The sequence below is a fragment of the Algivirga pacifica genome, from assembly GCF_039543525.1.
GTDB classification, from domain to species: Bacteria; Bacteroidota; Bacteroidia; order Cytophagales; family Flammeovirgaceae; genus Algivirga; species Algivirga pacifica.
Genome location: NZ_BAABJX010000028.1, coordinates 18,853 through 44,065, shown reverse-complemented (window position 1 = coordinate 44,065; position 25,213 = coordinate 18,853). Strand labels below are relative to the sequence as shown.

General features: G+C 41.7%; 19 protein-coding genes. 12 read left to right on the top strand and 7 right to left on the bottom strand.

The window, feature by feature from the left end; genetic code table 11:
- The first annotated feature begins 141 nt into the window (after positions 1 to 141).
- A complete protein-coding gene (locus ABD985_RS09355) occupies positions 142 to 1,923 on the top strand; it encodes an SLC13 family permease (RefSeq protein WP_345371169.1) in 1,782 nt (593 codons plus the stop codon).
- A 245-nt stretch (positions 1,924 to 2,168) separates the two neighbouring features.
- Positions 2,169 to 2,516: a YraN family protein gene (locus ABD985_RS09350; protein ID WP_345371168.1), complete on the top strand. Its 348-nt coding sequence runs from the start codon at positions 2,169 to 2,171 to the stop codon at positions 2,514 to 2,516.
- Between the two features lie 155 nt (positions 2,517 to 2,671).
- Here the strand turns inward: ABD985_RS09350 and murI are convergent, their stop codons facing one another.
- The 3 genes from murI to gldG form a co-directional block, all read right to left on the bottom strand.
- A complete protein-coding gene (gene murI, locus ABD985_RS09345) occupies positions 2,672 to 3,499 on the bottom strand; it encodes a glutamate racemase (protein WP_345371167.1) in 828 nt (275 codons plus the stop codon).
- Positions 3,500 to 3,689: 190 nt separating this feature from the next.
- Positions 3,690 to 4,625 (bottom strand): hypothetical protein, encoded by a 936-nt coding sequence (locus ABD985_RS09340; protein ID WP_345371166.1) that lies wholly within the window; start codon positions 4,623 to 4,625, stop codon positions 3,690 to 3,692.
- A 71-nt stretch (positions 4,626 to 4,696) separates the two neighbouring features.
- Complete coding sequence (gene gldG / locus ABD985_RS09335; protein WP_345371165.1) at positions 4,697 to 6,379, bottom strand: gliding motility-associated ABC transporter substrate-binding protein GldG; 1,683 nt, start codon at positions 6,377 to 6,379, stop codon at positions 4,697 to 4,699.
- Positions 6,380 to 6,648: 269 nt separating this feature from the next.
- Between gldG and ABD985_RS09330 the strand changes: the two genes are divergently transcribed.
- The 7 genes from ABD985_RS09330 (at position 6,649) to ABD985_RS09300 (ending at position 14,792) form a co-directional block, all read left to right on the top strand.
- Positions 6,649 to 8,067 (top strand): CCA tRNA nucleotidyltransferase, encoded by a 1,419-nt coding sequence (locus ABD985_RS09330; protein WP_345371164.1) that lies wholly within the window; start codon positions 6,649 to 6,651, stop codon positions 8,065 to 8,067.
- A gap of 109 nt (positions 8,068 to 8,176) precedes the next feature.
- Positions 8,177 to 9,205 carry a uroporphyrinogen decarboxylase gene (gene hemE, locus ABD985_RS09325; RefSeq protein WP_345371163.1) on the top strand — a complete coding sequence of 343 codons (1,029 nt, stop codon included), beginning with the start codon at positions 8,177 to 8,179 and terminating at the stop codon, positions 9,203 to 9,205.
- Positions 9,206 to 9,346: 141 nt separating this feature from the next.
- Entirely contained in the window at positions 9,347 to 9,619 is a 273-nt protein-coding gene (locus ABD985_RS09320; protein WP_345371162.1) for a hypothetical protein, read from the top strand.
- A gap of 217 nt (positions 9,620 to 9,836) precedes the next feature.
- A complete protein-coding gene (locus tag ABD985_RS09315) occupies positions 9,837 to 12,248 on the top strand; it encodes an arylsulfatase (protein WP_345371161.1) in 2,412 nt (803 codons plus the stop codon).
- 156 nt (positions 12,249 to 12,404) lie between these two features.
- Positions 12,405 to 13,784: an FAD-binding oxidoreductase gene (locus ABD985_RS09310; RefSeq protein ID WP_345371160.1), complete on the top strand. Its 1,380-nt coding sequence runs from the start codon at positions 12,405 to 12,407 to the stop codon at positions 13,782 to 13,784.
- A gap of 51 nt (positions 13,785 to 13,835) precedes the next feature.
- Positions 13,836 to 14,111 carry a TIGR03643 family protein gene (locus ABD985_RS09305; protein WP_345371159.1) on the top strand — a complete coding sequence of 92 codons (276 nt, stop codon included), beginning with the start codon at positions 13,836 to 13,838 and terminating at the stop codon, positions 14,109 to 14,111.
- Positions 14,112 to 14,156: 45 nt separating this feature from the next.
- Positions 14,157 to 14,792, top strand: coding sequence for a flavin reductase family protein (locus ABD985_RS09300; RefSeq protein ID WP_345371158.1), 636 nt, complete (start codon positions 14,157 to 14,159; stop codon positions 14,790 to 14,792).
- Between the two features lie 7 nt (positions 14,793 to 14,799).
- Here the strand turns inward: ABD985_RS09300 and ABD985_RS09295 are convergent, their stop codons facing one another.
- Positions 14,800 to 15,276: a DinB family protein gene (locus ABD985_RS09295; protein ID WP_345371157.1), complete on the bottom strand. Its 477-nt coding sequence runs from the start codon at positions 15,274 to 15,276 to the stop codon at positions 14,800 to 14,802.
- 166 nt (positions 15,277 to 15,442) lie between these two features.
- On the opposite strand from ABD985_RS09295, the gene ABD985_RS09290 reads away from it, so the two are divergent.
- Together ABD985_RS09290 and ABD985_RS09285 are read left to right on the top strand one after the other, a co-directional pair.
- Positions 15,443 to 15,985 carry a TetR/AcrR family transcriptional regulator gene (locus tag ABD985_RS09290; protein WP_345371155.1) on the top strand — a complete coding sequence of 181 codons (543 nt, stop codon included), beginning with the start codon at positions 15,443 to 15,445 and terminating at the stop codon, positions 15,983 to 15,985.
- A 58-nt stretch (positions 15,986 to 16,043) separates the two neighbouring features.
- Complete coding sequence (locus tag ABD985_RS09285; protein ID WP_345371154.1) at positions 16,044 to 16,457, top strand: hypothetical protein; 414 nt, start codon at positions 16,044 to 16,046, stop codon at positions 16,455 to 16,457.
- Positions 16,458 to 16,689: 232 nt separating this feature from the next.
- Here the strand turns inward: ABD985_RS09285 and ABD985_RS09280 are convergent, their stop codons facing one another.
- From ABD985_RS09280 to ABD985_RS09270, 3 genes are all read right to left on the bottom strand, one after another.
- Positions 16,690 to 18,138 carry a TolC family protein gene (locus ABD985_RS09280; RefSeq protein WP_345371153.1) on the bottom strand — a complete coding sequence of 483 codons (1,449 nt, stop codon included), beginning with the start codon at positions 18,136 to 18,138 and terminating at the stop codon, positions 16,690 to 16,692.
- A gap of 214 nt (positions 18,139 to 18,352) precedes the next feature.
- Complete coding sequence (locus ABD985_RS09275; RefSeq protein ID WP_345371152.1) at positions 18,353 to 21,553, bottom strand: efflux RND transporter permease subunit; 3,201 nt, start codon at positions 21,551 to 21,553, stop codon at positions 18,353 to 18,355.
- Complete coding sequence (locus tag ABD985_RS09270) at positions 21,550 to 22,683, bottom strand: efflux RND transporter periplasmic adaptor subunit (protein ID WP_345371151.1); 1,134 nt, start codon at positions 22,681 to 22,683, stop codon at positions 21,550 to 21,552. Before ABD985_RS09270 ends, ABD985_RS09275 begins: the two co-directional genes overlap by 4 nt.
- 424 nt (positions 22,684 to 23,107) lie before the next feature.
- On the opposite strand from ABD985_RS09270, the gene ABD985_RS09265 reads away from it, so the two are divergent.
- The gene (locus tag ABD985_RS09265; RefSeq protein WP_345371149.1) at positions 23,108 to 25,000 is read left to right on the top strand and encodes an amidophosphoribosyltransferase; all 1,893 of its coding nucleotides are present in this window, start codon (positions 23,108 to 23,110) and stop codon (positions 24,998 to 25,000) included.
- Positions 25,001 to 25,213 lie beyond the last annotated feature (213 nt).

The window sequence follows — 25,213 nt, the reverse complement described above, 5'->3', positions numbered from 1 at the left end:
ATTATCACTTCTTCCTGAACTATTTATTGTTGAAGTATTAAAGAAAAGAAGGGGATTAGCACTCATCCGCAATTATTCAAACCAATCTTTTGTTCATACATTACTGAAAACTTATTCAATAGACTTTTACAGATTCTCTGAATGGATATAGATATTGCGTTACATAAGTGGATTGTACTATTCACCTTAGCCATTGCGATTCTTTTGTTGATATGGGGAAAACGGAGGCCTTCTCATATCTTTATAGGAGCGGTAGCGCTACTGCTTTCTTTACATATTATCTCTTTTGAAACCGTGGTGGCAGGTTTAGCCAATGAACAGTTGCTTACCGTATTTATGGTCATTATGCTTTCAGCAGTCGTCCAAAAAAAGTTCAATCCCTATCAATCGCTGGATAAGTGTTTTAAAAGCTGTATGACACCCCGTTCCTTTCTTCTTCGGTTGAGCGGAATTGTCTCTGTATTCTCTTCCTGCTTCAACAACACTCCCATTGTAGCTATGCTTATGCCTTATGTATATGAAAAAGCAAAAGACTACAATGTGGCTCCTTCCAAGTTTCTGATGCCGCTCTCTTTTGTTGCGATTATGGGGGGGATGATTACCCTTATTGGCACCTCCACCAACCTGGTTCTCAATGGACTGATGGAAAGCAACGGCGTAGAGGTATTGAAATTCACTGACTTCTTATTCCCTGGAATATTGGTCACCCTGGTAGGAATTGCCTATTTCTATTTTATAGGCTATGACCTGCTCGACAGTAATACGATGATACTGGAAAAGGCAGAAATGAAAGTTCGTGCTTATTTTATAGAAACTATCCTCACAGAGGAGTCACACTATATTGGTCGGACGATGCGAGAGATGGGGCTTCGTGATATTAAGGGAGTAAACCCTGTACGAATTATCCGAAGAGGTGAAAGCATTAACGTCGTAATGAATACCTCTATACGACTAGAGAAGGAGGATCGTATTATTTTCTCCGGACAAAAGGAGGATATTATCACCCTATTGGAAAACAATGAGGATCTTCGGGTAGCCAAACATCCACAGTTCCAACTGAAAAGGGCCTCTAATATCTTAGAGATCAGTATTCCTGTTAATTCAGAATTTGAGCGTATACAGGTAAGGGATATTGATTTCAAAACCACCTATAACTCTACCATTATTGCTATACATCGAAATGGAGCAACCTTTAAGGGACGTATAGGAGATATCGTACTGAGGAGTGGTGATGTATTGCTTATTGCCTCCAGTGACCTGGTTTCTATCACCCAGTTGCGTAGGGATTTTTATCTTCTATCCCATGATAACTATGAGGAAATTGTTCGAAGAGGACCTGATAACTGGTTCATCGGCTCTGTGGCCATTATTTTAGGAATGACGATCATTGGACACCTGAGCCTTTTCAAGGGATTATTTCTCACGGTATTGATGTCCTTATTTTTCCGATTGATCACCTTGAGGGAATTACAAAAAACCATCGATCGGGAATTATTCTTTGTTCTAGTACTCGCCTTGGCCATTGGGAATGTATTTATTACTTCTGGAGCCTCCCAAATGATTTCTGAGTATACCCTGGAATGGCTGTTGCCTTTAGGGACTATAGGTATATTAATTGGTTTAATGCTTCTTACCATATTCCTTACCTCTTTTGTCACCAACGTAGCCGCCGTATCTGTCGCTTTCCCCTTGGCCTATACCATTTCCCAGCAAGCCGGAATTGATGGGGAAGTGTTATACCTGGGAGTAGCCTATGCTGCTTCTGCCGCTTTCCTCACTCCTATCAGTTACCAAACAAATATGATTGTGGCCAGCCCCGGTGGGTATACCATCAAAGATTTTCTTAAAGTAGGGTCTCCTTTGTTGGTACTATACCTGATCACAATCATAACATATCTGATTATCCGTTACGAGTTATTTTAACCTAGCCAAGGTTTTGTTCATGATGTTTAATTGAGCTTGGCTCGTTCATGATGTTTAGTTGTTGAATCGTTGAATCGTTGAATTGAGCTTCGCTCGTTGATTCGAGTTGATATGTTCTATGAGTCTCAACTCAAACTTCAATCAACAATTAATTCAAATCAAGACGCCATGCAATAGAGCGAAGCTCAATTAAACATCATGAACAACCGCTTTATTTGTGTAGCCTGTCCCAACAACTTCCTGCTATGAACAATATTGAAAAAGGAAAAAAGCAGGAAGAGCTCGCCTCTCAATACCTAGAGCAAAAAGGGCATGAAATTATTGATAAAAACTATCGCTTTGGCCGAAATGAAATTGACCTAATCACCCACTTGAATGATATTCTAATCTTCGTAGAGGTAAAAAGTAGGAAGTCTGCTATCTATGGCTACCCAGAGTCCAGTGTAACCAAACGAAAGCAAAAAGGAATACAACGTGCTGCCGATGCCTACCTACAGCAATCCGATTATCAAGGAAGGGTTCGATTTGACATTATTGCCATTATTGATACAGGAAAGTCTGTGGCCATTGAGCATTTTGAAGATGCCTTCTGATGGGAGTGTGGAGTGTGGAGTGTGGAGTGTGGAGTGTGGAGTGTGGAAAATTATTTTGGTTCTAGAGGAGAAGCAACTATCATCCATAAACATTTTTTAAACGATAGGCAATCAACAAAGTAATTGTACGGCTTGGACGTGTTCGTAGGACATTTCTACCCAACAAAATATACCGCTGGATCCTGTACCTTTAATGTTTCTTGCAAAAAGTGTTTCATCAGCTTCATATCTCCCGTAGTATAAAACTCTCGTCTAAGCTTGGGGGATACATACTGAGGGAGTTGCTGATACAAGGTAATGACTCTTTTGGCTACAGAAGGAGCTGGATCTACCAACTGTACCGTAGGGCCTACTATAGACTCCAATACAGGAATCAAAAAAGGATAATGGGTACACCCTAAAACGATATGATCTGCTCTAGCATCCAGCATAGGGGCGATATAACTGTGAATCAAGGCATGTGCTTTAGGCGTATAAATTTCCTGCTGCTCTACCAACTCTACCAAGCCATCCCCTGCCCTGGTAATCACCGTAACTCCTTCAGCATATTGCTCTTTGGTCTTTTTGAAATGTCCCCCCTGAAAGGTTCCTCTGGTCGCTAGCACTCCAATCGTTCCTGTTTTCGTTGCAATAGCAGCAGGCTTGACGGCAGGTTCCATGCCTACAAAGGGAATATGAGGGTACTTCTCTCTTAGATAATGGATTGCTGCTGCCGTAGCCGTATTACAAGCGATCACAATCAATCGACAACCTTTTTCCAATAAAAAATCAACGGCTGTACTTGTCAACGCTCGAACCTCTTCCTCTGTCTTCCCACCATATGGACAATGGGCAGAATCGGCATAATATAGTATGGACTCATGCTGGATTTCTTTAGCCAACACTCTCCAAACCGATAATCCTCCTAAGCCAGAATCAAATACACCCACCATGGTTTTATCTAATTTATGTTCATGTTGTTTAGTTGAGCTTCGCTCGTTCATGGTGTTTAGTTGTTGAGTCCATTACATGATATTCGAATTTCAATACTTCGTATTGAGTTGAATTGTCTATTGCTATCAGTCAATAAACTAATGCTATTCGAGATGCTGTATAATGGAGCGAAGCTCAACTCAGAGATTCAACAACTAAACATTATGAACGAGCGAAGCTCAACTAAACATTATGAACAACTTATCTATTTCCTTTTTCAACTGTGGCATCAAACAGCGACGGTACCACTAAAACATCTTGCATTTGCTGGAAATTCACTTCCATTACCTGACCTTTTTCCTCTTCCCAGACATATACTTCCTGAGGTCCCATAGGATAAACCTTTAAGGTTCTTTTTCCAGAATATAAGTCTTCTAAGTATAAGGTGCTGAAAGGGGTGTAATTCCTTAAAGAATCCTTAAGAGAGGTACGTTCCACCGCTTTTTCATACTCTAGTAACTGCAACCCCCTCACATATTCATAAAGCATTAAGGAGTCCAACTGCTCTACCTGTTTTACCTGATAAAAACGGCTTTCTGGGTTATAGGCGATATGGTAATCATTTTGACTGGCTGCTCCCGAATACCTTACGGCAAGTTCTTTCATGCTACCCCAGTTAGTGGGTAGTACTCTTCGATCCTGCCAATAATGTGCTGAGGTACTAAAGATCTGTTCCAGCTTCAACTGATTGCCCCCTATACTGATTTCTTTGACAGCAGTATCATTTTTTCCGAGCCATAAGGTACGCTCATCCTTTTGCACCACCTGATAAGTCTCTGTTCCTTTTTCTCCCTTGATCGAGACTGTCAGTCCATTTTGTTGCAGGCGAGTCAAAGCCTCTTCCTTATGCTCTGGAGAAAGCAAACGTTCCTGCCATTGTGTAAGGATATATAAGGTACTATTAATCTTCAATGGGTTGATCGCTTGCTGAGTAGCTTCTAATATCCATCCACTTTTTTGATGCTGTAACGTAACACCTTCGATTTGAATAGACTGTATCGCACTCGTATCCCTTGGCATCCAGCGTTCCAAATCACTCACCTCGGTAGTATTGGTAGATACAGGTCCATCCCATAACGATAGCCCTATTGCCACTACCAAGAATATATTTAATAGGATTAATCCTTTCAGTTTCATTGCTGTTTTGATTTTATGTTGATCTCATACCCCAACGTATCTCGGACGCGTTTGTAGCGCGTCCCTACAGATTAATGGCGACGTTGTCCGTACTGTTTACGTCTCCAATACGTACGTCCAATTCCAAAAATAATTACAAGCATCACCGGCCCTGCAATATTCAATAACTGCCAGAAAAGCTTATCCTCTGTTACTTTGAAGGGATCCAATGGTCTCAACGTAACCTGTCTACTTCGAGCACTAATCAGGCCACTATCGTCCGTCAGGTAAGCCAAGGAGTTCATAAAGAACTCTGTATTGGACAAGCGCTGCTGACGATAAGGATCAAAATCAATCGGATCTAATTTTCCTGTTCTCCAGTTTCGCTCGTTACGAATAATATCGGCATCTCCTACCACAATTAGTTTTGTTTGAGGACTCTTTCCGATCACCTTTCGGTCAGTCAAGCCCAATGGAGGGTAACGATTGGCGTATAAGGAAGTAAACGCTCCTTCCAGCAAATAGGCTACCGGCAAATGAGACTGATCAAATAATTCCTTATCCCTATCCCTTCTGATCTCATCCAAGGAAACCATCCCCGGCATTTGCTTTATCCTACTATACTGGGACGAAAACATCAATGGTGTTTTCTTAATCTCCTTCGTTTTTACCGTGTCCAACGTAGTGACAAACTTTCCGTAGACCACATCCAGATTACGCACGATAGGGTGCTTACCAAACTTATTCAAATAAATATAATAAGGCCATGGCAGGGGTTGTACCTGCTGCTGGTTTCCTACATTTCCGGTCACCACTTCCAATACTCCGGCCTGCTGATCTTGTACTAAATTAGTATTTAGACGGATGCCATATCGAAAAATCAATTCTTCCCATCTCAAGTCATACCCAAAACCATAGGTCCCTCCCATCGGGATACTATCCTTATTCATCTGAATAGGATCGGCCATCAGAATGGCTTTTCCTCCTTGCATCAGGTACTGATCCAGAAAGAATTTATCCGACGGAGAAAAGGTTGTTTTAGGCTGAGCCACAACTATTGCATCATACTCCTTCATTTTTTCTGGAGGAAGAATAGGAACATAATCCAACAAATAGGTTTCACGTATTTCTGCCGCTATTCCTTGTGTTTCTTCAGGAGTTAACTCTCCGTGTCCTTGTATAAACGCTATTCGCTTTTTGTCAGTAGCTGTTAACGTATGTAACGTACTTGCCAACTCATACTCAATCCCCTCAATAGATTGGTTAATCTGCTCTTGGGCCGAACTGCCTTTATTTCCTTTCAGTAAAAGCACCCCTTTTTCTTTTCCCGCATATCGAATAATCGCTCCCGGAAAAATCATTTTCTGGATACGTTCTCCACTTTCGGTAATGTCAAAAAGATTGGTTTGTGGAATACCGCTATTGACCAAATAGGTGATCAGCTCCTGCTTTTCTCGTCCTTTCGTCGCATTAGGGTCGACAAAGCGATAGGAAAGTTTCCCGGCAGAATGCATACGAAACTGCTCCAAGGTCTCCCGAATACCCTCTTGCAATCGCTTGAAATCGGCATTCATCTCTCCATCCAAATATACTTCTATGCTTGCCTCCTGTGGCAGTTCTTCAAGCATCTGCTGCGTCGCCTGACGCATTGTAAATCGCTTTTCCTCGGTGAGATCCCAACGAACAATCCATCGGTGGGCATGCATATTCAGCAAAACTGCTGTAAGCACCAACGCCGAAAAAGCGAGTAAGTCTTCCCATTTTTTGTTTGACATAACTGAAATGATTACATGAAACCTCCCAAAATTACAAATTTCACGCAAAACTCCTTTGAATGGGAAAAGTTAATCAGGAAAAGGTACTGATCATATAAAAACAAGCCGATCTAACAATGAAACCTCCCAAGCACCGACATACCTCCTTTAAATAGCGAAAAAGTTTTACTACTTTTGCCGGAATATTGGCATAGGCTTTTCCATTTTTAAGGACCAAAGCCATTTATAATCTGTTTACTAGGGTAAACAAAGGATCAAACCGCCGGATAATGAATTTTGCAGATACACTGAAAGAAAACGATATATTTGAACGAATAGGCCGAAGCGCAAAACAGCTTCAGGTGCCTGCGTATGTGGTAGGAGGATATGTGAGAGACCTTATTTTAGAAAGACCTTCTAAAGATATTGATGTCGTTTGTGTAGGCAGCGGTATTGCGCTAGCTGAAGAGGTTGCCGGCAGTCTTGGAGACCATGTACAAGTGAACTCCTTTAAAAACTTTGGCACAGCAATGATCAAGGTAGGAGAATGGGAAGTAGAGTTCGTAGGTGCCCGCAAAGAATCCTATAGAAGAGATTCCCGCAAGCCTATCGTAGAAGATGGCACTTTGGAGGACGATCAAAATCGCAGAGATTTTACCATCAATGCCATGGCCATTGATCTTTCGGAGGAAAACTTCGGGAAAGTAGTCGATCCTTTTGGAGGAATCGATGACCTGAAAAGTAAAACCATTCGTACGCCTCTGGATCCTGATATTACCTTCTCAGACGATCCACTAAGAATGATGCGTGCCATACGATTTGCTTCTCAACTGGACTTCGATATAGAGCCTGATACTTATGACGCTATTAACCGTAATAAGGAGCGTATCGGCATTGTCAGCAAAGAGCGTATCATGGATGAGTTGAACAAAATCATCCTGTCTAAAAAGCCCTCTTACGGCTTCCTACTGTTGGAGCAATCCGGTTTACTGGAATATATCTTCCCTGAAATGGTTCGCCTTAAAGGAGTAGATGTAAAGAATGGGAAAAAGCACAAAGACAACTTCTACCATACCCTAAAGGTACTGGACAATACGGCAGAGCGTTCGGACGACCTATGGCTTCGTTGGGCCGCGATCTTACACGATATCGCCAAACCTGCGACCAAGCGCTTTAACAACAAAGTAGGTTGGACCTTCCACGGACACGAAGAAAAAGGAGCCAGAATGGTCCCGGGTATCTTCCGTCGTCTAAAACTACCAATGAATGAGAAGATGAAGTTCGTACAAAAGCTGGTACGTCTACACCTTCGTCCTATCGCATTAGTCAAAAGAGAAATTACGGATTCAGCGATTCGTCGTCTGCTTTTTGAAGCCGGGGATGATATTGAAGCCCTAATGATTCTTTGCCGGGCAGATATTACCTCCAAGGATCATAAAAGAGTCGCTCGATACCTTCACAACTTTGATATTGTCGAAGAGAAAATGGCCATTGTGGAAGAAAAGGATAAGCTCCGCAACTTCCAACCGGTGATTACCGGGGAGATTATTATGAAGACCTTTGACCTCAAGCCATCCAGAGAAGTGGGGGATATCAAGGTGCGTATTCGTGAAGCTATTCTTGATGGCAAGATCAGAAATGAATATGAAGAAGCACACGCCTATATGGTGGAGATCGCCAAAGAAATGGGGATAGAAGGTAATAAGTAAGAGGTAAAAGGTAGGGGCGACCCTTGTGGTCGCCCTAACCAAAGTTTATGATAATAGGTAGGAATGATCCCACGTGATCGCCCTTATATATCCAAAATTTATACAAACAATGAAAAATGATTTGATTCTGCGGGCTGCCAGAGGCGAAGAAACTGAGCGCACCCCGGTATGGTTAATGCGTCAAGCGGGCCGTATTCTTCCTGAATATAGAGCGGTAAGAAATAGTCTTAGCGGATTTATTGAACTGTGTACCACTCCTGAACTTGCAGCCGAGGTTACTATACAGCCTGTTGATCTACTGGACGTAGATGCAGCGATTATCTTTTCTGACATCTTAGTAGTACCAGAGGCTATGGGCCTTCCTTACGAGATGATCGAGAAAAGAGGTCCCCTTTTCCCAGAAACGGTAAAGAGCGCCGCAGATATCGAAAAATTGCGTGTTGCAGATCCACACGAGCATTTGCAGTATGTGATGGATGCTATCAGCATTACCAAAAAAGAACTGAATGACCGAGTACCTTTGATCGGCTTTGCAGGGGCACCTTTTACGATCCTTTGTTATATGGTAGAGGGAAGTGGTTCTAAGACCTTCTCTAAAGCGAAAAAAATGCTTTATACAGAGCCTGCCCTAGCACACAAGCTATTGCAAAAAATCACCGACACTACGATCGCTTACCTGAAAGCACAAATTGCTACAGGAGCGGATATGATTCAGGTATTCGATTCTTGGGCAGGAATTCTTTCTCCAGCACAGTACTCAGAATTTGCCACTCCTTATATCGGACAAATCTGTGATGCGATTACAGAAGTACCAAAAACGGTATTTGCAAAAGGTGCCTTCTATGCTCGTAAAGAGTTGGCAGCGTTGAACTGTAACACCATCGGTCTAGACTGGAACATGGATGCCAAAGAATCCAGAGAGATTATCGGATGGGATCGCACCCTTCAAGGAAACCTTGACCCTTGTGCGCTGTACGGCTCTCATGAGGAAGTAGAAGCCGCTACGAAAGCCATGCTAGACTCCTTCGGAAAGAAACGTCACATTGCCAACCTTGGACACGGGGTATACCCGGATATTGATCCTGATAAGGTGAGAACTTTTGTGAAAACGGTGAAGGAATATTCTTCGACACTATAGCCTTTGAGATGAAGGATGAAGGATGAAGGATGAAGGATGAAGGATGAAGGATGAAGGAAAGTAAATCTTTTTCTTCATCCTTTTTTCTTTTGTTTATTAATTTGGTTGTCACAAGATTTTTTAATCTAATATCCTATAACCATGGAAATAACTGTTCTCATATTACTCATCATAGCCTACATTTTTCTAAACATATATGTTACCAAAAGAATTAATAAAGCTGTTTACTATAAAGAAGAGCGAAAGAAAATTCATAAAACCCTATTATGGGCCATACCTTTTCTAGGAGCCTGGATGAGTCGCTATTTTTGGAAGACCAATAATGAAACACTCGAAGTAATGACAAAAGGTAAGCGAACAGTAAAAACAGGTTCTTTTTATGAAAGTAATATTGGGATGGATACAGAGGATTAATCTTTTCTCTCCTAATCCCCTATTTGATGAATAAGAGCTTGTTTGGAATCCAGATTTTTAGAATAAAACTTCTATAAATTGACTGAAAGATGTGGTTCCAAACAAGCTCTAATACGTAAAGCTGCTTTTTATTACCAAATAACCATTTAATAATATTTACATTGTTATGATTAAAATATACTGAGTATTACCGCTAAGGCGATTAACGCTACTCATTATGCATCATAACAAAAGACATTTACACCTCAACGAAGTGTATGCTTACTGTACACTTCTGTTACTATTGTTGGGAATTGTCAGTTGTTCTCCCTCTAATAAGGAAACCACTAGCAATACTCCTCCCACAAATAAAATTGACAGAACAGTACTGCCCATTCAACCCCCTACTCAACCATCTATCACCACAATGGATGCCCGAGATGCACAAAAACCTGAAGCATTTAAAGTAAACGCTCCCGAAAACGCGCCCAATGTCGTGATTGTATTAATTGATGATATTGGTTTTGGGGCTACCAGTACTTTTGGCGGGGCTATCAATACACCTACCTTTGATAAACTTGCGGAAAATGGATTGCGTTTTAACCGTTTCCACACCACAGCCCTGTGCTCTCCTACCCGAGCATCCCTTTTGTCGGGGCGTAATCATCATAATGTAAATGTCGGTTCCGTGATGGAAATTGCCACTGGGTTTTATGGCAATCAGGGAATACGTCCTGACAATGCTAAATACTTTGCAGAAACGCTACGTCAGAATGGTTATAGTACGGCAGCCTTCGGGAAGTGGCATGAGACAGCTACTTGGGAAGTCTCTGTTTCCGGTCCTTATGATCGATGGCCCACCAGCTCTGGGTTTGATAAGTTTTATGGCTTTATCGGAGGGGAAACGAATCAATGGGATCCTGTTATTTTTGATGGTGTTACGAAGGTCAGTAAAAAAGATCATTCCGACTATCATTTTACTACGGACATGACTGATGAAGCTATTGAGTGGGTCAAGTTCCAACAAGCAATGACGCCAGATAAGCCTTTCATGATTTATTATGCCACAGGTGCTGTACACGCTCCTCACCACGCTCCCAAAGAATGGATTCAGAAATACAAAGGTAAATTTGATAAAGGATGGTTGAAACTAAGAGAAGAGACCTTTAAAAGACAAAAAGAGATGGGGGTAATTCCTAAAAATGCTCAATTGGCTCCAATGCCTGAAGACATTCAAGATTGGGAGAAACTCAGTGAGGAAGAAAAACAGCTCTTTGCCCTTCAAATGGAAACCTATGCTGGCTTTGCTGAGCATACCGACCATGAAGTCGGTCGATTGGTCGATGCCATTGAGGAAATAGGTCAACTGGACAATACTTTATTTATCTATATTATGGGGGATAATGGCTCCAGTGCAGAAGGAGGACTGGAGGGAACGTACAATGAACTCATTCATCTCAATGGCATTTTTGACGAGGAAACAATCGAAAATATGCTAAGCAAAGCCGAGGATTGGGGAGGCCCTAACTCTTTCCCACACATGGCCGCTGCCTGGGCAGTAGCTACTGACGCTCCTTTTAAATGGACCAAGCAAATGGCTGCAGACTTTGGAGGAACCCGCAACGGTATGGTGATGCACTGGCCCAAAGGTTTTAAAGCCAGAGGAGAGATTCGATCACAATGGCATCATGTCAATGATGTTGCTGCTACGGTATTAGAAGCGGCCAGCTTACCTGCCCCAACATCCATCAATGGCGTAAAACAGATCCCTATGGACGGGGTCAGTATGCTTTATGCAACCGAAAATAAGGAAGCTAAAGACCAGCATACTGTACAATATTTCGAAATGTTCGGGAACCGAGCTATTTATAAAGATGGTTGGCTAGCTCGCGTAGTACATATCATCCCATGGCAAGGAAAACCATTAGGTAAGTTTGACGAAGAGGAATGGGAACTATATAATATTGAGGAAGACTTCAGCCTTGTCAACAACATCGCATCAGAGTACCCTGAAAAGCTACAGGAACTTAAAGAACTTTTTGAGGTAGAAGCAATCAACAATAATGTTTATCCATTAGATGATCGCATCTATGAACGGTTTAATGCCAAAAATGCCGGAAGACCCGACCTGATAGGAGATCGAAAAACTCTCACTTTAGCTGACGGCATGGAAGGAATTATGGAAAATACCTTCTTAAATATTAAAAACACTTCTAAGGAAATCGTTGCCAATGTATCCTTAAATGGCAAGGGACATGGAATCATCCTTTGTCAGGGTGGTAAATTTGGCGGATGGGCCTTATACATGAATAATGGGAAGCCCGCCTATACCTACAATTACTTTGGACTACAGAACTATACCATTCAAGCCCCCAAGGCCCTAAAAGCTACGCAAGCGGAAATCAAATTGGTCTTCGACTATGATGGAAACGGCGCAGGGAAAGGTGGTACGGCCACACTATACGTCGATGGCAACAAGGTTGCAGAAGGACGTGTGGATAAAACACAACCCTCTGTTTTTTCGGCTGATGAAACAGCCGATGTAGGTAAGGATGATGCTACACAAGTTGTGGAAAAGGTTTTCAAGGATGTTGAAGAGTCTGAGTTTACTGGTTTTGTCAATAAAGTTCGTATCAGTATCCCTAAATAAATGATAAAAATCAATTATACTTTTTTTCTACAAAACCCTAATACTATATAAGTTATCAGTATTGAGATAAGTTCTTTTTCAAGAACGGGAGTAGGTGAATCTATCGTTTTTTTATTGTAGGCAGAATATAATTATTCATCAGCAAACAATAAGGTTATGGTAGACACATCACATTTAGAAGGATTACATGCTGCGTTTAGAGGAAATCTTATTCAACGAAACGATAGTAGTTATGAAAGTGCTCGTCAGTTATACAATGGTATGATTGACAAGTACCCTGATTTAATAGCACAGTGCAGTAATGTAGCCGATGTTATTACTGCCGTAAATTTTGCTAGAGATAATGAGCTGTTATTGGCTATTCGTGGTGGGGGACATAATGGACCCGGGTTAGCGAGCTGTGATGACGGTATGATGCTAGACCTCTCCCAAATGAAAGGAATCCATGTCAACCCCAAAGCCAAGACTGTCAGAGTAGAGCCTGGCTGTACGCAAGGAGATGTGGATCACGCCACCCATGCTTTTGGCTTGGCTGTACCTGCCGGTATCGTTTCTACAACAGGAATTGCAGGCCTGACACTTGGAGGAGGACATGGATACCTATCCAGAAAATATGGCCTAACCATCGACAATCTACTGGAAGTGGATATGGTCTTGGCTGATGGTCGTTTAGTCACAGCTAGTGAAGAGGAACATCCCGATTTATTTTGGGCAATACGTGGTGGTGGCGGTAATTTTGGCGTTGTCGTAAGTTTTCTTTTTAAAGCCCACCCGGTCGATATGGTATATGCTGGACCTATTTTTTGGGATATTTCTCATACCAAAGAAATCATGCAATGGTACCGTGATTTTCTTCCTAACTGCCGAGAAGATCTTTGTCCTTTTGTAGGAGTAAAAACAGTCCCTTCTACTGCTCCATTCCCGGAAGCCATTTGGAATAAGAAAGTTTGTGCCATCATCTCTTGTTTCTCTGGTCCTTTGGAAGAAGCAGAAGAAGCCCTAAAACCCATTCGGGAATCCCTTCCTGCCCCTCTTATGGATGGTATGCAAGAAATGCCATTTACGGTTATACAATCACTATTTGATGGACTGCTCCCAAAAGGATTACAATGGTACTGGAAAGGGGACTTTGTTAAAGAATTGACTGATGAGGCAATTGATGCTCATATTGAATATATCATGAAATCTCCTAGTCAACTATCCCTAATGCACATGTACCCCATTGATGGAGCAGTGAATCGAGTGGGACCTGAGGAAACCGCCTGGTGTTGTAGGGATGCACGCTGGTCTATGGTCATTGCCGCCATTTCTCCAGACGCCTCCCAAAAAGATGAATTAAAAGAATGGGGGAAACACTATTGGGAAGCAGTACATCCCTACAGCATGGGCGCTGCTTATGTGAATTTCATGATGGAAGAAGGACAAGATCGTATACGAGCCACTTACGGTGACAATTATGATCGATTGGTTGAGGTTAAAAGAAAGTATGATCCTGAAAATCTATTTTGTATCAATCAGAATATTGATCCCAAATAGAATTGTTAGCAAACATAATCCTTAACACTTCGTTACCTGAAAAAAATCACTATGAAGCTAAGCGAAGTAGAAAAAGACAGAGTTATTCAGATGGCCTGGGAAGACCGCACACCTTTCGAGGCCATCGACTATCAATTTGGCCTTAAAGAAGCCGACGTAATCAAACTTATGCGTGCTACACTCAAAGAGAGTAGTTTCAAGCTGTGGCGTAAAAGAGTGAATAGCGGTCCAAGTCAAAAGCATTTACATAAGCGATCTTCCGATATTAAACGCTTTAAATGTAGCCGCCAACGGCCTATTTCCATGAACAAGATTGCCAAAAGGTAATTGCCTTTAACCTTTCCAATAACACTATTACTTCAACATATCACTATGTATTTTTCCAAAGAAGCTATCGAAGCCATGCCGCGTATTCGTCGGCTAAACATGATCAATTGTATTACTGGGATTAAACCAGGGAATCTCATTGGTACCCAATCAGACAGAGGACAAAGCAATGTCGCTATATTCAGTAATATCGTGCATTTAGGTAGTGACCCGGCCCTATTGGGTATTATCTTTCGTCCTCAACATGAAAAGCCCAGAGATACCTATCTCAATATTAAATCCTCTGGTGCCTTTACCGTAAATGCAATTCCCACTAATCTTATTGAGCATGCACATTATACCTCTGCCAAGTTTCCCCAAGAAGTGTCTGAGTTCGATCGCTGTGGATTGACGAAAGAGTATCTACATGATTTTAGCGCCCCTTTCGTGAAAGAAAGTCCCTTGAAAATAGGTCTTGAACTGGTAGAAGAAATTCCTATCACTACCAATAATACCATCATGCTTGTCGGCCGTATATTGCACCTACAGTTTCCTGATGATATGATGGAAGAGGAAGGACATTTAAACCTGGAAACGATCAATACCGTGGGAATCGGTGGCCTGAATCAATACTATCGTTTGCAAAAAATCGCTCAATTTCCTTATGCACACCTAAAGGATGTGCCCGACTTTAATAAATAGGGTATACTCACGAATCCCAAATCCCCAATAACCTCCGTAACATGGCCAACTGTCCGACATGATAGGCATTATGATCAGCCACAAGTAATAGCTCCCTATAATAGGTCTGCCCATCTCCATGAGGAATCTCAGAAGTTAAATCTACTTGAGGATCTACTGCCAGCTGTTTCAGCGCTTCTCTATCGGCAAGTACTTGACGTATACTTTCATCCCAGGCTTGAGAGGAAGGAGGGGTAGGGCTAGTAGGCCAGTAATCCTTGGGCCATTCCATCTCCTGATACTCTGGATTAATGCAGAAATCCAATATATCCCATTGACAAATGCGGATGTGCTCTAATAACTGCCATAAAGAGTGTGGGAAATTTTCTACAGTTTTCCCTCTAAGTTCTTCTGGAATATCCTCTATTGTGGATTCAAAGCCTACGTGTGCTTCTTCCCAGCTCAACAGGCGTACAATATGCTCTCTAATCACTTGATGATCCATAGTCTAATACAGTAATTGGTTTATTTCAACTGATCAGCCCTCCCTTTGAAGGTCTTGTACTCAAAATATGGATTTCAAGCAAGCATACAATAAATAGTTAAAAGGATGTTAATTAACTTGTCTCACACATGTGACATTTATACTTTTGTTACACAATTGAGACATTATGAAAAATACTAAGGAAAAAATAGTCAAAGGAGCAATTGAATTGCTCAGTCATACTCCCTCTGCCTCTATGGAAGAAATTGGGACGGCCATCAATTTAAGTAGAAGAACATTGCACCGGTACTTTGGTAGTAAAGCTGAGTTAATCGAAGAGATCACTCGTTATGCAAGCCACCTTTGGTTAGAAAAAACAAGAGAGGCAGTTGTCTCTTTCAATACGCCCATAGAACAGCTTAAGGCAATGTTTAGGAATGACATCAACAGTGGCTATCAATTCCGATTTCTATATCATTATAAGGATAGTATTCAGACGAAAGAAGAGGAAGCTTCGGATCTTAAAGAGATGATGAAATTATTCAGGGAGTTGTTGAAAACTCTTCAGGAAGAAAAAGTCTTGTCTTCTGCTTATTCTCTTGTATGGGTAGAGCGTTTTTACCTTTCTACGGTAGATGCTGCCACAAGTCTGATTCACGAAGATCAATCCAATAAAGAGGAGGTTCTGCAAATGGCATGGACTTCATTCCTGAATGGCATTACCGTATAGCGATATAAAAGAAAGTAGTAGATAAACTCTTGAATTAATAAAACAAACAATCAACACTATGGAAAATACAATCAACTTTGAATTAGCATTAATGGGATTAGCCATTCATATATTGATATGGAATAAGCTTCCGGAATGGGGAACATGGTTCAACAAAATTATTGAAGCACTACCTACTCCCTTACAGAAGTTATACGAAGGGTGGCATTGCCCTTATTGCTTTGGCTTCTGGATTGCGCTAGTGCTCCATGCCTTTACTGGCATTGAAACGTTGCCGGCCTTGTCGTATATGCCTGATTGGGGAATCATTGGTCATATAGGGGCATGGTTTCTGGATGCTTTAGCAACCGCTACGTTAATCTATGCAGCAAGTCATTTGCTATGGACCTTAAGTTTTGGGGCTGCGAAAGGTTATGCGGCGACTCAGGAATTTAAGGCAAGTTTTGAGGAAGAAGAGACTGAAAATAAGTGAGGCTTGTTGAATCGTTGAATTGTTATCTGATCATATTTGTAATATTTCAATAAACAGTTCAACTCACACTAAGTACTAGTCCTAGCGTCCTCGCTCATGTAACCGGAGCGAGGACGCTCCCATTATGCTTTGGTCTTTGCGAGGACGCAAAGACCAGTCTCTACCCAATCTCTACCCAGTTTCTACCTTTTTACTTTCAGCTTATGTTGACAACATTGAGCAAGGGCCTACATCAATCTACAATTCCGCCTGTCAATCGTAATAAAGCCGCATTACTCTGAATTAAATCATACTGTGCCGACAAATGTCGAAAAGCAGCATTCAGGTAACGTGTTTGTACCTGACGATAATCAAAGGAATTGATAGTGCCCTGTTCCAGTTGTTCTTTACTGAGGCGTAAGTTAATATCTGCGGCCGCAACACTTTTCTCCGTCAACTCCACCAGTTCCCTACGGTTAAGGTATTGCTCATAGGTTTTATTGAGTTCATTCATCAACGTTTGTAATACCTTCGTGGTATTCACTTGTTCTTGCTCATAAGCCAGGCGAGCCGATTGTATTGCCCTGCGATTTCTTCCCCCTGTATAAATCGGAATATTAATATTCAGTTGGGCAAAAGGGCCATAGCTATACCCTGCATTGGTCTGACGTTCTGTTAAGGTCTCTCCTTCCTCCACGTCACTACCTCCAAATAGATTAACAAAATCAGCCCAAGTGACCGGATCAGTAGGACCTACTCCCGCAGGAATCTGCACTTCACTTTCGGTACGTATAGGGAAATCTGCCGTAAACCAGTTTTGGGTGCCACTATACCCAGCATTTAATCTGACATCAGGAGATCTCAATGTTTTCTGCGCTCTAATCTCAAGTTGTCTTAAAGCCAAGGTCGTATACTGTCGCTGCAGATTACTATTCTGCGATTGCATCCTTTCCAATAGATCCTCATAAGCATAATCCTGAGGTTTATAACTCAACTTATCAGTCAATTGGTACGTCTGATTCAACTGCTTCTCTCCCATTAATAGGTTAAGATCCCGATACGCATTCGCCACCACCAACTCCTGATTCACAAAATTAGAGGAATCATTATAGAACGTGGTTTCTTCCTGAGAAACGTCAAAAGTAGTTCCACTCCCCAACTCTCTTTGTAGGCGTACCAGCTCCACCCTATCTTTTGAGAGATCCAATACCGTTTTAAAAACCTTCAGGTTTTCTTCTTGTAACTGCACATTGTAATAAGCCAAAATCGTTTGCTCCACAGCACTTTCAATCACCATCTGCGCCTGTTGATTGGATTGCGCCTCCATTTTCTCTAGTTGCTCTTTAGAAATATTGACCCGAAACCCATTGAATAGTGTCCACTCTGCATTCAATGCTGCGTTAATACTATTGCTGATGTTATTTCCTGCCAGAGCAAAAGGGTTCGCTGGCTTATTATCGATGTAATTACTTTGCCCTCCTCCCTGAAAAGCAACAGTAGGATACCGCCCTGCCTGCCCCCAGCTATTCAACTGCTCAGCATCTTCTTGTCGTTTTTGCTCAATTAAGATATCATAGTTATTCTTTAAGCTTTTTGAAATCGCCTCAGACATACTCAAGGTCGGAACGCTATTTTGAGTAGACTGCGCAACACCAATGTGTGCCATCAGCAAGCAACCAATATATAGCAAATGTTTGTACATAGATCATTAGGGTTTTGTTTGCTGGAAAGTAATGATGGTAACTACTTTTTTATCGCAGGCAAATTACTTTATATCGTTTTTGTTCATGTTGTTTAATGGAGCTTCGCTCGTTCATATTGTTTAGTTGAGTCAATACATTTCACCTTCGGTGAAATTAGGGAAGTCTTGTGATTGTTCAACTAAACAATATGAACGAGCGAAGCTCAATTAAACATTATGAACCAGAAGGGGTATCCGGATAGTGATCGAACAAACGATCCTTATGTTGATCGATAATTACCCGTTCCACTTCTTCTGCAGACGGTTTCTGCCCTGTCCATAGGTATTTGGCCCATTGGCGTATATCATTAAAAGCCATCATCAGTGGGGGTAGAAAAAGCAGAATCACCAAGGTACCCACCAATACTCCCCAGGCTACTGCTATCGCCATCGGAATTAAGAATTGTGCCTGAAAACTTTTCTCTTGAATTAATGGAGACAACCCCGCAATTGTGGTAATCGACGTTAGCATAATGGGGCGAAAACGGGAAATTCCTGCATCATAAACAGCTTCCATCACAAACATTCCATTGGTAAGGTTACGGTTATAGCGATCTATAAACACGACTGCATCATTAATCAAGATTCCTGAAAGGGCAATCATTCCCCAGGCACTTAGGATAGAAATAGGAATACCATGAATGCCGTGTCCCCAGGCTGCCCCTACCCATCCCATCGGAATCATGGAAATCACGAGTACTGCCTGATAGAAAGAGCGGAAATTCAACATAATCACCACAAACATCATGAACATCGCTCCCCCAAAGAGGGTCACGATCTCATTAAGGGATTGAGCACTTTCCTTGGCTTGTCCACTTTCCTCTACTCTTACGGTAGGGTAGTTTGCCAATACTTTCGGTAAAATATCTCTATTGATTTTTTCTAATATGGGCGGAACTTCCATCTCTGGATCTACCAAATCAGCCTCTACCGTAATCGTCCGACTACCCATATAATGCTTAATATCTGAGATACCCCTAACGATCTTATAGTCCACCAACTCACTCACGGGGTATTCGTTCCCATTGACCTTCACCTTCATCTGTTCCAGTTGTGTCAAGCTCATTCGCCCTGACAAAGGGTAACGCACCCATACCCTGAGTTCATCCCTGCCTTTCTGTATTCGTTGTACTTGTTCCCCAAAAAAACCTTGTCGTACCTGCTGTACGATATCATCCCGATCCAAATTGAGATAATGTGCCTGAGGCTTTAAGAATAGCTCTAATTCTCTTTTCCCAATATTACTGTCATCAATCACTTCCTTTAGTACCGAAAGGTTTTCCAGTTCTCTCTTCAGTTCCTCGGCAGCTAAGCGTAACGTCTCCCCTTCTTTCCCCATCAACATAATAGAAACAGGTTTCCCAAAGCGCCCTTCATTCCCCACCTTTAACTTATCCGCTTCGGGTACTTTTCCTATCTTCTTGTTAATCCGCTTGATCAGCCCTATATCATTTACCGGAGCATCATCCAGCTCTTTGAAAAAGATATTCACATTTCCAGTATGCCCTCCTACTCCAAAAGTACTCTGTCCCACATTGGCAAAGGTGTAATTGATCCAGTTAGTCGTATCATTAAACTCTTTTTTAAGATCTTCATTCACCTCCCATACCAGACTATCAAAGCGCATAATATATTCCTTGGTCAAGGTCTCTCGTGTCCCAGCTTGAAAGGCGATATCAATATTGATACTATTGAACGGTATACGGGGGAAAAAGGTCGCTCGAATTACGCCACCACCCAAAAATCCAAAGGTTACAATCAGCATTCCCACCATTACCGTAATGGATACCCATTGGTATTTCAAGGTCTTCTGAAGAAACCTTCCATACCAATCGCTACGTACCATATCCAAAAAGTTATTGATACGGGTTCTTATCCGCCCTCCAACCGAATTGGGAGATTTGGCTCTCAATACACTAGGGCTAGATAAATGAGCAGGAAGAACAAAAAACGCTTCCAACAAAGAAAAGCCCAGAGAAAAAATCACCACCAGCCCCATATCTTTCAAGAAATTCAACTCTCCCTCAATCAATAATAAAGGCGTAAAAGCAATAATGGTCGTAGTGACCGAAGTAAAAACGGCAGGTAATACCTCTATCGTCCCATCCACTGCAGAATGATAAGGCGACTTTCCTCTCTCAAAATGAGCATAAATATTTTCGGCAATCACAATCCCATCATCCACCAGGATACCAACCACCAGAATCATCCCAAACAAAGAGATCATATTAATGGTAAACCCGACAAATGAGCCTAAAATGAATAATCCCAAAAAAGACGACGGGATACCCCAGGCTACCCAGAAAGACAATCGTAAGCTCAGGAATAACCCCAACGCGACACATACCAACACTAATCCCACGACTCCATTCTCGATCAACATGGTCAATCGTTGCTTAAGCAAATCCCAAAACTTAAACGTCACTTGCAGCTTCATATGTGGGTTCTCCTCATTAAACTCCTCTATATACCCTTCCACATAATTAGTGATGTCCAGTAAGTCTTCTGACAATAGTTTCTGTACTAACATATATACCGACAACTTTCCGTTCAAGAAGCTCTCATCAGGGGTGTCAGCAAATTGTTCTTTGATATCGGCTACATCGCGTAAATAGAGCGTTCCTCCATTGGGTAGTGCCAGTAAGACAATCTTACCGATGAAATCAGCATCTGTTCTCTTCCCTCGGGAACGAATCAGGATCTCCTCGTCTGTGGTTTTGATTGCCCCTCCTGACAAGTCCCTATTATTTCTACGAACGATATTGGCCACTTGAGTAATTGTCAGTCCATACCGTAACAAAGTGGTTTCATCTACCTCTATAGAAATCTCCCGGTCAGGGTATCCCATTGGCATGACCTGTGTGATAATTCCTGAGCGAAGGAAATCATCTTCTATTTTTTGGAGGGTAATTTTCAGGTCATTAAGAGACACCTGATCTGTTTCTCCGGTCAATCCTATCCACATCACCGAACTACGGTTCTTTTGCTTAAAGATGATCGGACGTTCTGCTCCTGTTGGAAAGGCACTGATCCCATCCACTGCATTTTTAACATCCGTATAAGCTTCATCGATATCATAGCCATGAAAAATCTCCACGGTGATGGTCGCCATATTCTCTGTGGAGCTGGATAAGATTTCCTCTATCCCTACGATTCCTCTCAACGCTTCTTCTATACGCTGCGTAACCCCCTCCTCCATTTCTTCCGGAGAAGCTCCCTGATACAGTACTGAGATATTAATAATTCGAGACTCTCGCTCCGGGAAGAAAGAAAATTCCGTATGATAAAGGGTATACCCTCCCAGGATGATGGTAAGCGCAATGATGGTATTGGAAAGAATGCCATACTTGACAAAGTTTTCGATAATGGATCTCATGGGCGCTTCAGGTTATCATTTAATATTTTGACCTGCATGCCTTCATAAGCATTGATCAAAGGCTCACTCACTACTTTTTCTCCTTCTGGAATACCCGAAACAATTGCATTCTCTTCTGATATCTTATGAATTTTGACTGGATAAAGCTGTAGGACACTATCTTTTACGATATACACCAACCGCTGATCAATCAAAGCATTCCGAGGAATCCTCATCGCGTTCGGAATATCAATCCCCCTGATGATAGCTTTCAGATACATTCCCTCATATACTGTATGTTCTTTATCAGGAATAATATGAATATAGATACTCAACGATTGGGTATTAGGATTCACCACATCGGCAATTCTACTGATTTCTCCTTGCCATTGCTTACCGCCATCTTCTGTAGATACACTGACCTTCTTTCCGACTTGCAACCACTGTATATTCTCAGGAGGGAGGGCTACATTCAGTTCCAGGGATTCTGTTTTATGAATGCGAGCAATACGTGTACCTGGGTTTACAAAAGACCCAATTTGCAGGTATACTTCAGAAATAGCCCCCTCAAAAGGGGCTTTATAATAATGCTTATAAAGATTGGTCTCACTACTTTTAATCTGGTAATAGTTCGTAAATATGTTCCGGGTTGCTAGAAAGGTCTTTTCTTTTCCTGACTGATGTTTCGGTAGCGCTGGCAAAGGTTTACTCACATCCAAACTTTCAAAAAAAGCATTCCATATAGGGTAACTATTCGGGTAATCGATCTTCATATCCGGAAGAATACCGGCTACATCTCTCAAAAAACTAGCCTTTTGTGCTTGTAGTTGGTAACGGGTTATAGTGTCGTCAATCTTAAACAAAGTCTGCCCTTTCTTGAAGTTCGTCCCTTCTTTTAGGTGAATACTCCCTTCTTCCATTTTGCCTTGCACTTCAGAAGTAATATCCAAGGGCATAGTCGTACTCACCCTTCCATATCCTTCCATAGTGGTATGAATGTACTGGTAGGCTACCGTTTCTGTAGTAACATATCGTACACGAGCAGCCTTAGGGGTTTGTTCGGGTTCTTCCTTTAGTGAATAGAAAAAAGCAGCAGCCCCTATTACGATAATTAAAATAGCGACACTGATGATCAGTTGTCTTATTCTCATAGAAAAATGACGCTAATAAGTAATGGGTTTTTAATTTGACTGTGGTAGAAGGTATTGGGTTATCGTTTGTGGTTTATAACCGACAAACATACATCATGCGACAACATCAACCTAATGACCGTATTTATAAGTTAAGGGTTATTTTTAAATATTTAATAATATCCTTACATCAATTATGTCTTACGGAATATAGCTTATTCTTTATTTCATATTCCCACCCCATCTCCATAGATTTTGAGTTTGTAAAAATGCGTTAACATTAACATTATTCTATCAAAATATGGTGAGAAGCAAGGGCTTACCTTCTTGGATTAACACAAAAAAATATAAGAATTGTAAAGAAAACATGGTCTCAATTTGGGAAGTAAAAAAAATGTGGTTTCTTTTGCGGCATCAACCATAACACTGGATTAATACTCTTCTGATGAGCGACTTTATCAAACACGAGTGTGGAATTGCGATGGTAAGACTACGCAAACCACTTTCATATTATATAGACAAGTATCAAACACCTGCCTATGCTATTAGTAAGATGTACTTACTAATGGAGAAGCAGCATAACAGAGGGCAAGACGGGGTAGGCTTTGCTTCCGTAAAGATTGACATGAAACCGGGCAAGCCATTTATCGATCGTGTGCGTTCGATCGACTCTCAGCCAATTATGGATGTCTTCAAGAAAGTTGGAAAGAAACTGAACAAGATCAGTGGTAACCCCAACAAGTATTTCAATGAAGAATACCTGAGAGAAAATGTACCATTCGTAGGTGATCTTTACATGGGACACTTGCGTTACGGGACACACGGCAAGAACTCCATTGAAACTTGTCACCCGTTTATGAGACGCAACAATTGGAGAAGCCGTCAGCTTGTGATGGCAGGTAACTTCAATATGACCAACGTAGACGAGTTATTTGACCGTTTGGTAGAGCTAGGGCAACACCCTAAGGAAAAGGTCGACACCGTAACCGTTATGGAGAAGATCGGACACTTCCTTGATCTAGAAGTACAAGAGCTTTTCGCTAAGTATAAAGATGCCGGGTTAGACAATAAAGAGATCACTAGCAAGATTGAATCAACGCTGAACCTGGAGAACGTACTATCCAGAGCTTGTAAAGATTTTGACGGTGGATATGCCATGATGGGTATGACAGGATACGGTGCTGCCTTTGTAGCTCGCGATGTCAACGGTATCCGTCCGGCTTATTACTATGCGGATGACGAAGTAGTCGTAGTTGCTTCTGAGAAGCCTGCGATTAAAACAGCATTCAACACCGATTACGATAAGATCCAAGAGGTAAAACCAGGACATGCCTTGATTATCGACAAGGATGGTTCTTACAGAGAAGTCCCTTACCTGGAGCCAGGAGAAAAGCTTTCTTGTAGCTTTGAGCGTATCTACTTCTCAAGAGGTTCTGATCCTCAGATCTACCAGGAGCGTAAAATGCTAGGAAAACTATTGATTCCTACCATTCTGGAGAAAATCAACTATGACTTGGAGAACACGGTATTCTCTTACATTCCAAATACTGCTGAGACTTCTTTCCTTGGAATGATCGAAGGTCTAGACCGTTACTTGGTAGAGAAACGTCTGGAAGCTATCAAGAATGGCGTAAATGGAGAAGAACTGGATCACCTGTTAAGCTTCCGTCCTCGCGTAGAGAAAATGGTTATTAAGGATGCCAAAGCGCGTACCTTTATTGCCGATGACAATATGCGTGACGATATGGTCGCACACGTTTATGATACGACCTATGAGGTGATCAAGAAAAACGTGGATACACTAGTCGTGATTGATGACTCTATTGTAAGAGGAACAACCCTACAAAAGAGTATCATCAATATGCTTGATAGATTATCTCCTAAAAAGATTATCGTTGTTTCTTCTGCTCCACAGATTCGTTACCCTGATTGCTACGGCATCAACATGTCTCGTATGAACGAGTTTGTCGCTTTCCGTGCAGCCATGAATCTATTAAAACGCAACAATATGACTGACCTAATTGACGAGGTATACTATCGTTGTAAGAAGGAGTTGCGTAAATCCTTGGAGGAGCCAATGGAGAACCACGTGAAGAAAATCTATGAGCCGTTTACTGATCAGCAAATCGCTAACGAGATTGCTGACATCGTAAAACAAGAAACGGTTGGTGCAGAAGTAGATGTGATTTTCCAAACGGTAGACGGACTACACGAAGCATGTCCAGAGCATAAAGGAGACTGGTATTTCACTGGTGACTTCCCTACCAATGGAGGTATGAGAGTGGTGAATAAATCATTCGTCAACTTCATGGAAGGTAAAAACGCTAGAGCATACTAAGCATATATTCTGGTAATATTATATGATCGTAAAAGCCATCTTGGGAAACTGAGATGGCTTTTTTGTTCATATTGTTTAATTGAGCTTCGCTCGTTCATATTGTTTAGTTGAGAACATTCCATCCGTTTTGCTCAAAAGGCAAAATGTGCCTTGCTCTTAATCGATGGAGATCATCGTTTGCAACCCTCCATGCCGGAGATTATTCCTATTTTT

Excerpts from the sequence above, each read along its gene's own strand:
- ABD985_RS09355 (WP_345371169.1), top strand. The coding sequence starts at position 142 with ATGGATATAGATATTGCGTTACATAAGTGGATTGTACTATTCACCTTA.
- ABD985_RS09350 (WP_345371168.1), top strand. The coding sequence starts at position 2,169 with ATGAACAATATTGAAAAAGGAAAAAAGCAGGAAGAGCTCGCCTCTCAA.
- murI (WP_345371167.1), bottom strand. The coding sequence starts at position 3,499 with ATGAACGAGCGAAGCTCAACTAAACAACATGAACATAAATTAGATAAA.
- ABD985_RS09340 (WP_345371166.1), bottom strand. The coding sequence starts at position 4,625 with ATGAAACTGAAAGGATTAATCCTATTAAATATATTCTTGGTAGTGGCA.
- gldG (WP_345371165.1), bottom strand. The coding sequence starts at position 6,379 with ATGTCAAACAAAAAATGGGAAGACTTACTCGCTTTTTCGGCGTTGGTG.
- ABD985_RS09330 (WP_345371164.1), top strand. The coding sequence starts at position 6,649 with ATGAATTTTGCAGATACACTGAAAGAAAACGATATATTTGAACGAATA.
- hemE (WP_345371163.1), top strand. The coding sequence starts at position 8,177 with ATGAAAAATGATTTGATTCTGCGGGCTGCCAGAGGCGAAGAAACTGAG.
- ABD985_RS09320 (WP_345371162.1), top strand. The coding sequence starts at position 9,347 with ATGGAAATAACTGTTCTCATATTACTCATCATAGCCTACATTTTTCTA.
- ABD985_RS09315 (WP_345371161.1), top strand. The coding sequence starts at position 9,837 with ATGCATCATAACAAAAGACATTTACACCTCAACGAAGTGTATGCTTAC.
- ABD985_RS09310 (WP_345371160.1), top strand. The coding sequence starts at position 12,405 with ATGGTAGACACATCACATTTAGAAGGATTACATGCTGCGTTTAGAGGA.
- ABD985_RS09305 (WP_345371159.1), top strand. The coding sequence starts at position 13,836 with ATGAAGCTAAGCGAAGTAGAAAAAGACAGAGTTATTCAGATGGCCTGG.
- ABD985_RS09300 (WP_345371158.1), top strand. The coding sequence starts at position 14,157 with ATGTATTTTTCCAAAGAAGCTATCGAAGCCATGCCGCGTATTCGTCGG.
- ABD985_RS09295 (WP_345371157.1), bottom strand. The coding sequence starts at position 15,276 with ATGGATCATCAAGTGATTAGAGAGCATATTGTACGCCTGTTGAGCTGG.
- ABD985_RS09290 (WP_345371155.1), top strand. The coding sequence starts at position 15,443 with ATGAAAAATACTAAGGAAAAAATAGTCAAAGGAGCAATTGAATTGCTC.
- ABD985_RS09285 (WP_345371154.1), top strand. The coding sequence starts at position 16,044 with ATGGAAAATACAATCAACTTTGAATTAGCATTAATGGGATTAGCCATT.
- ABD985_RS09280 (WP_345371153.1), bottom strand. The coding sequence starts at position 18,138 with ATGTACAAACATTTGCTATATATTGGTTGCTTGCTGATGGCACACATT.
- ABD985_RS09275 (WP_345371152.1), bottom strand. The coding sequence starts at position 21,553 with ATGAGATCCATTATCGAAAACTTTGTCAAGTATGGCATTCTTTCCAAT.
- ABD985_RS09270 (WP_345371151.1), bottom strand. The coding sequence starts at position 22,683 with ATGAGAATAAGACAACTGATCATCAGTGTCGCTATTTTAATTATCGTA.
- ABD985_RS09265 (WP_345371149.1), top strand. The coding sequence starts at position 23,108 with ATGAGCGACTTTATCAAACACGAGTGTGGAATTGCGATGGTAAGACTA.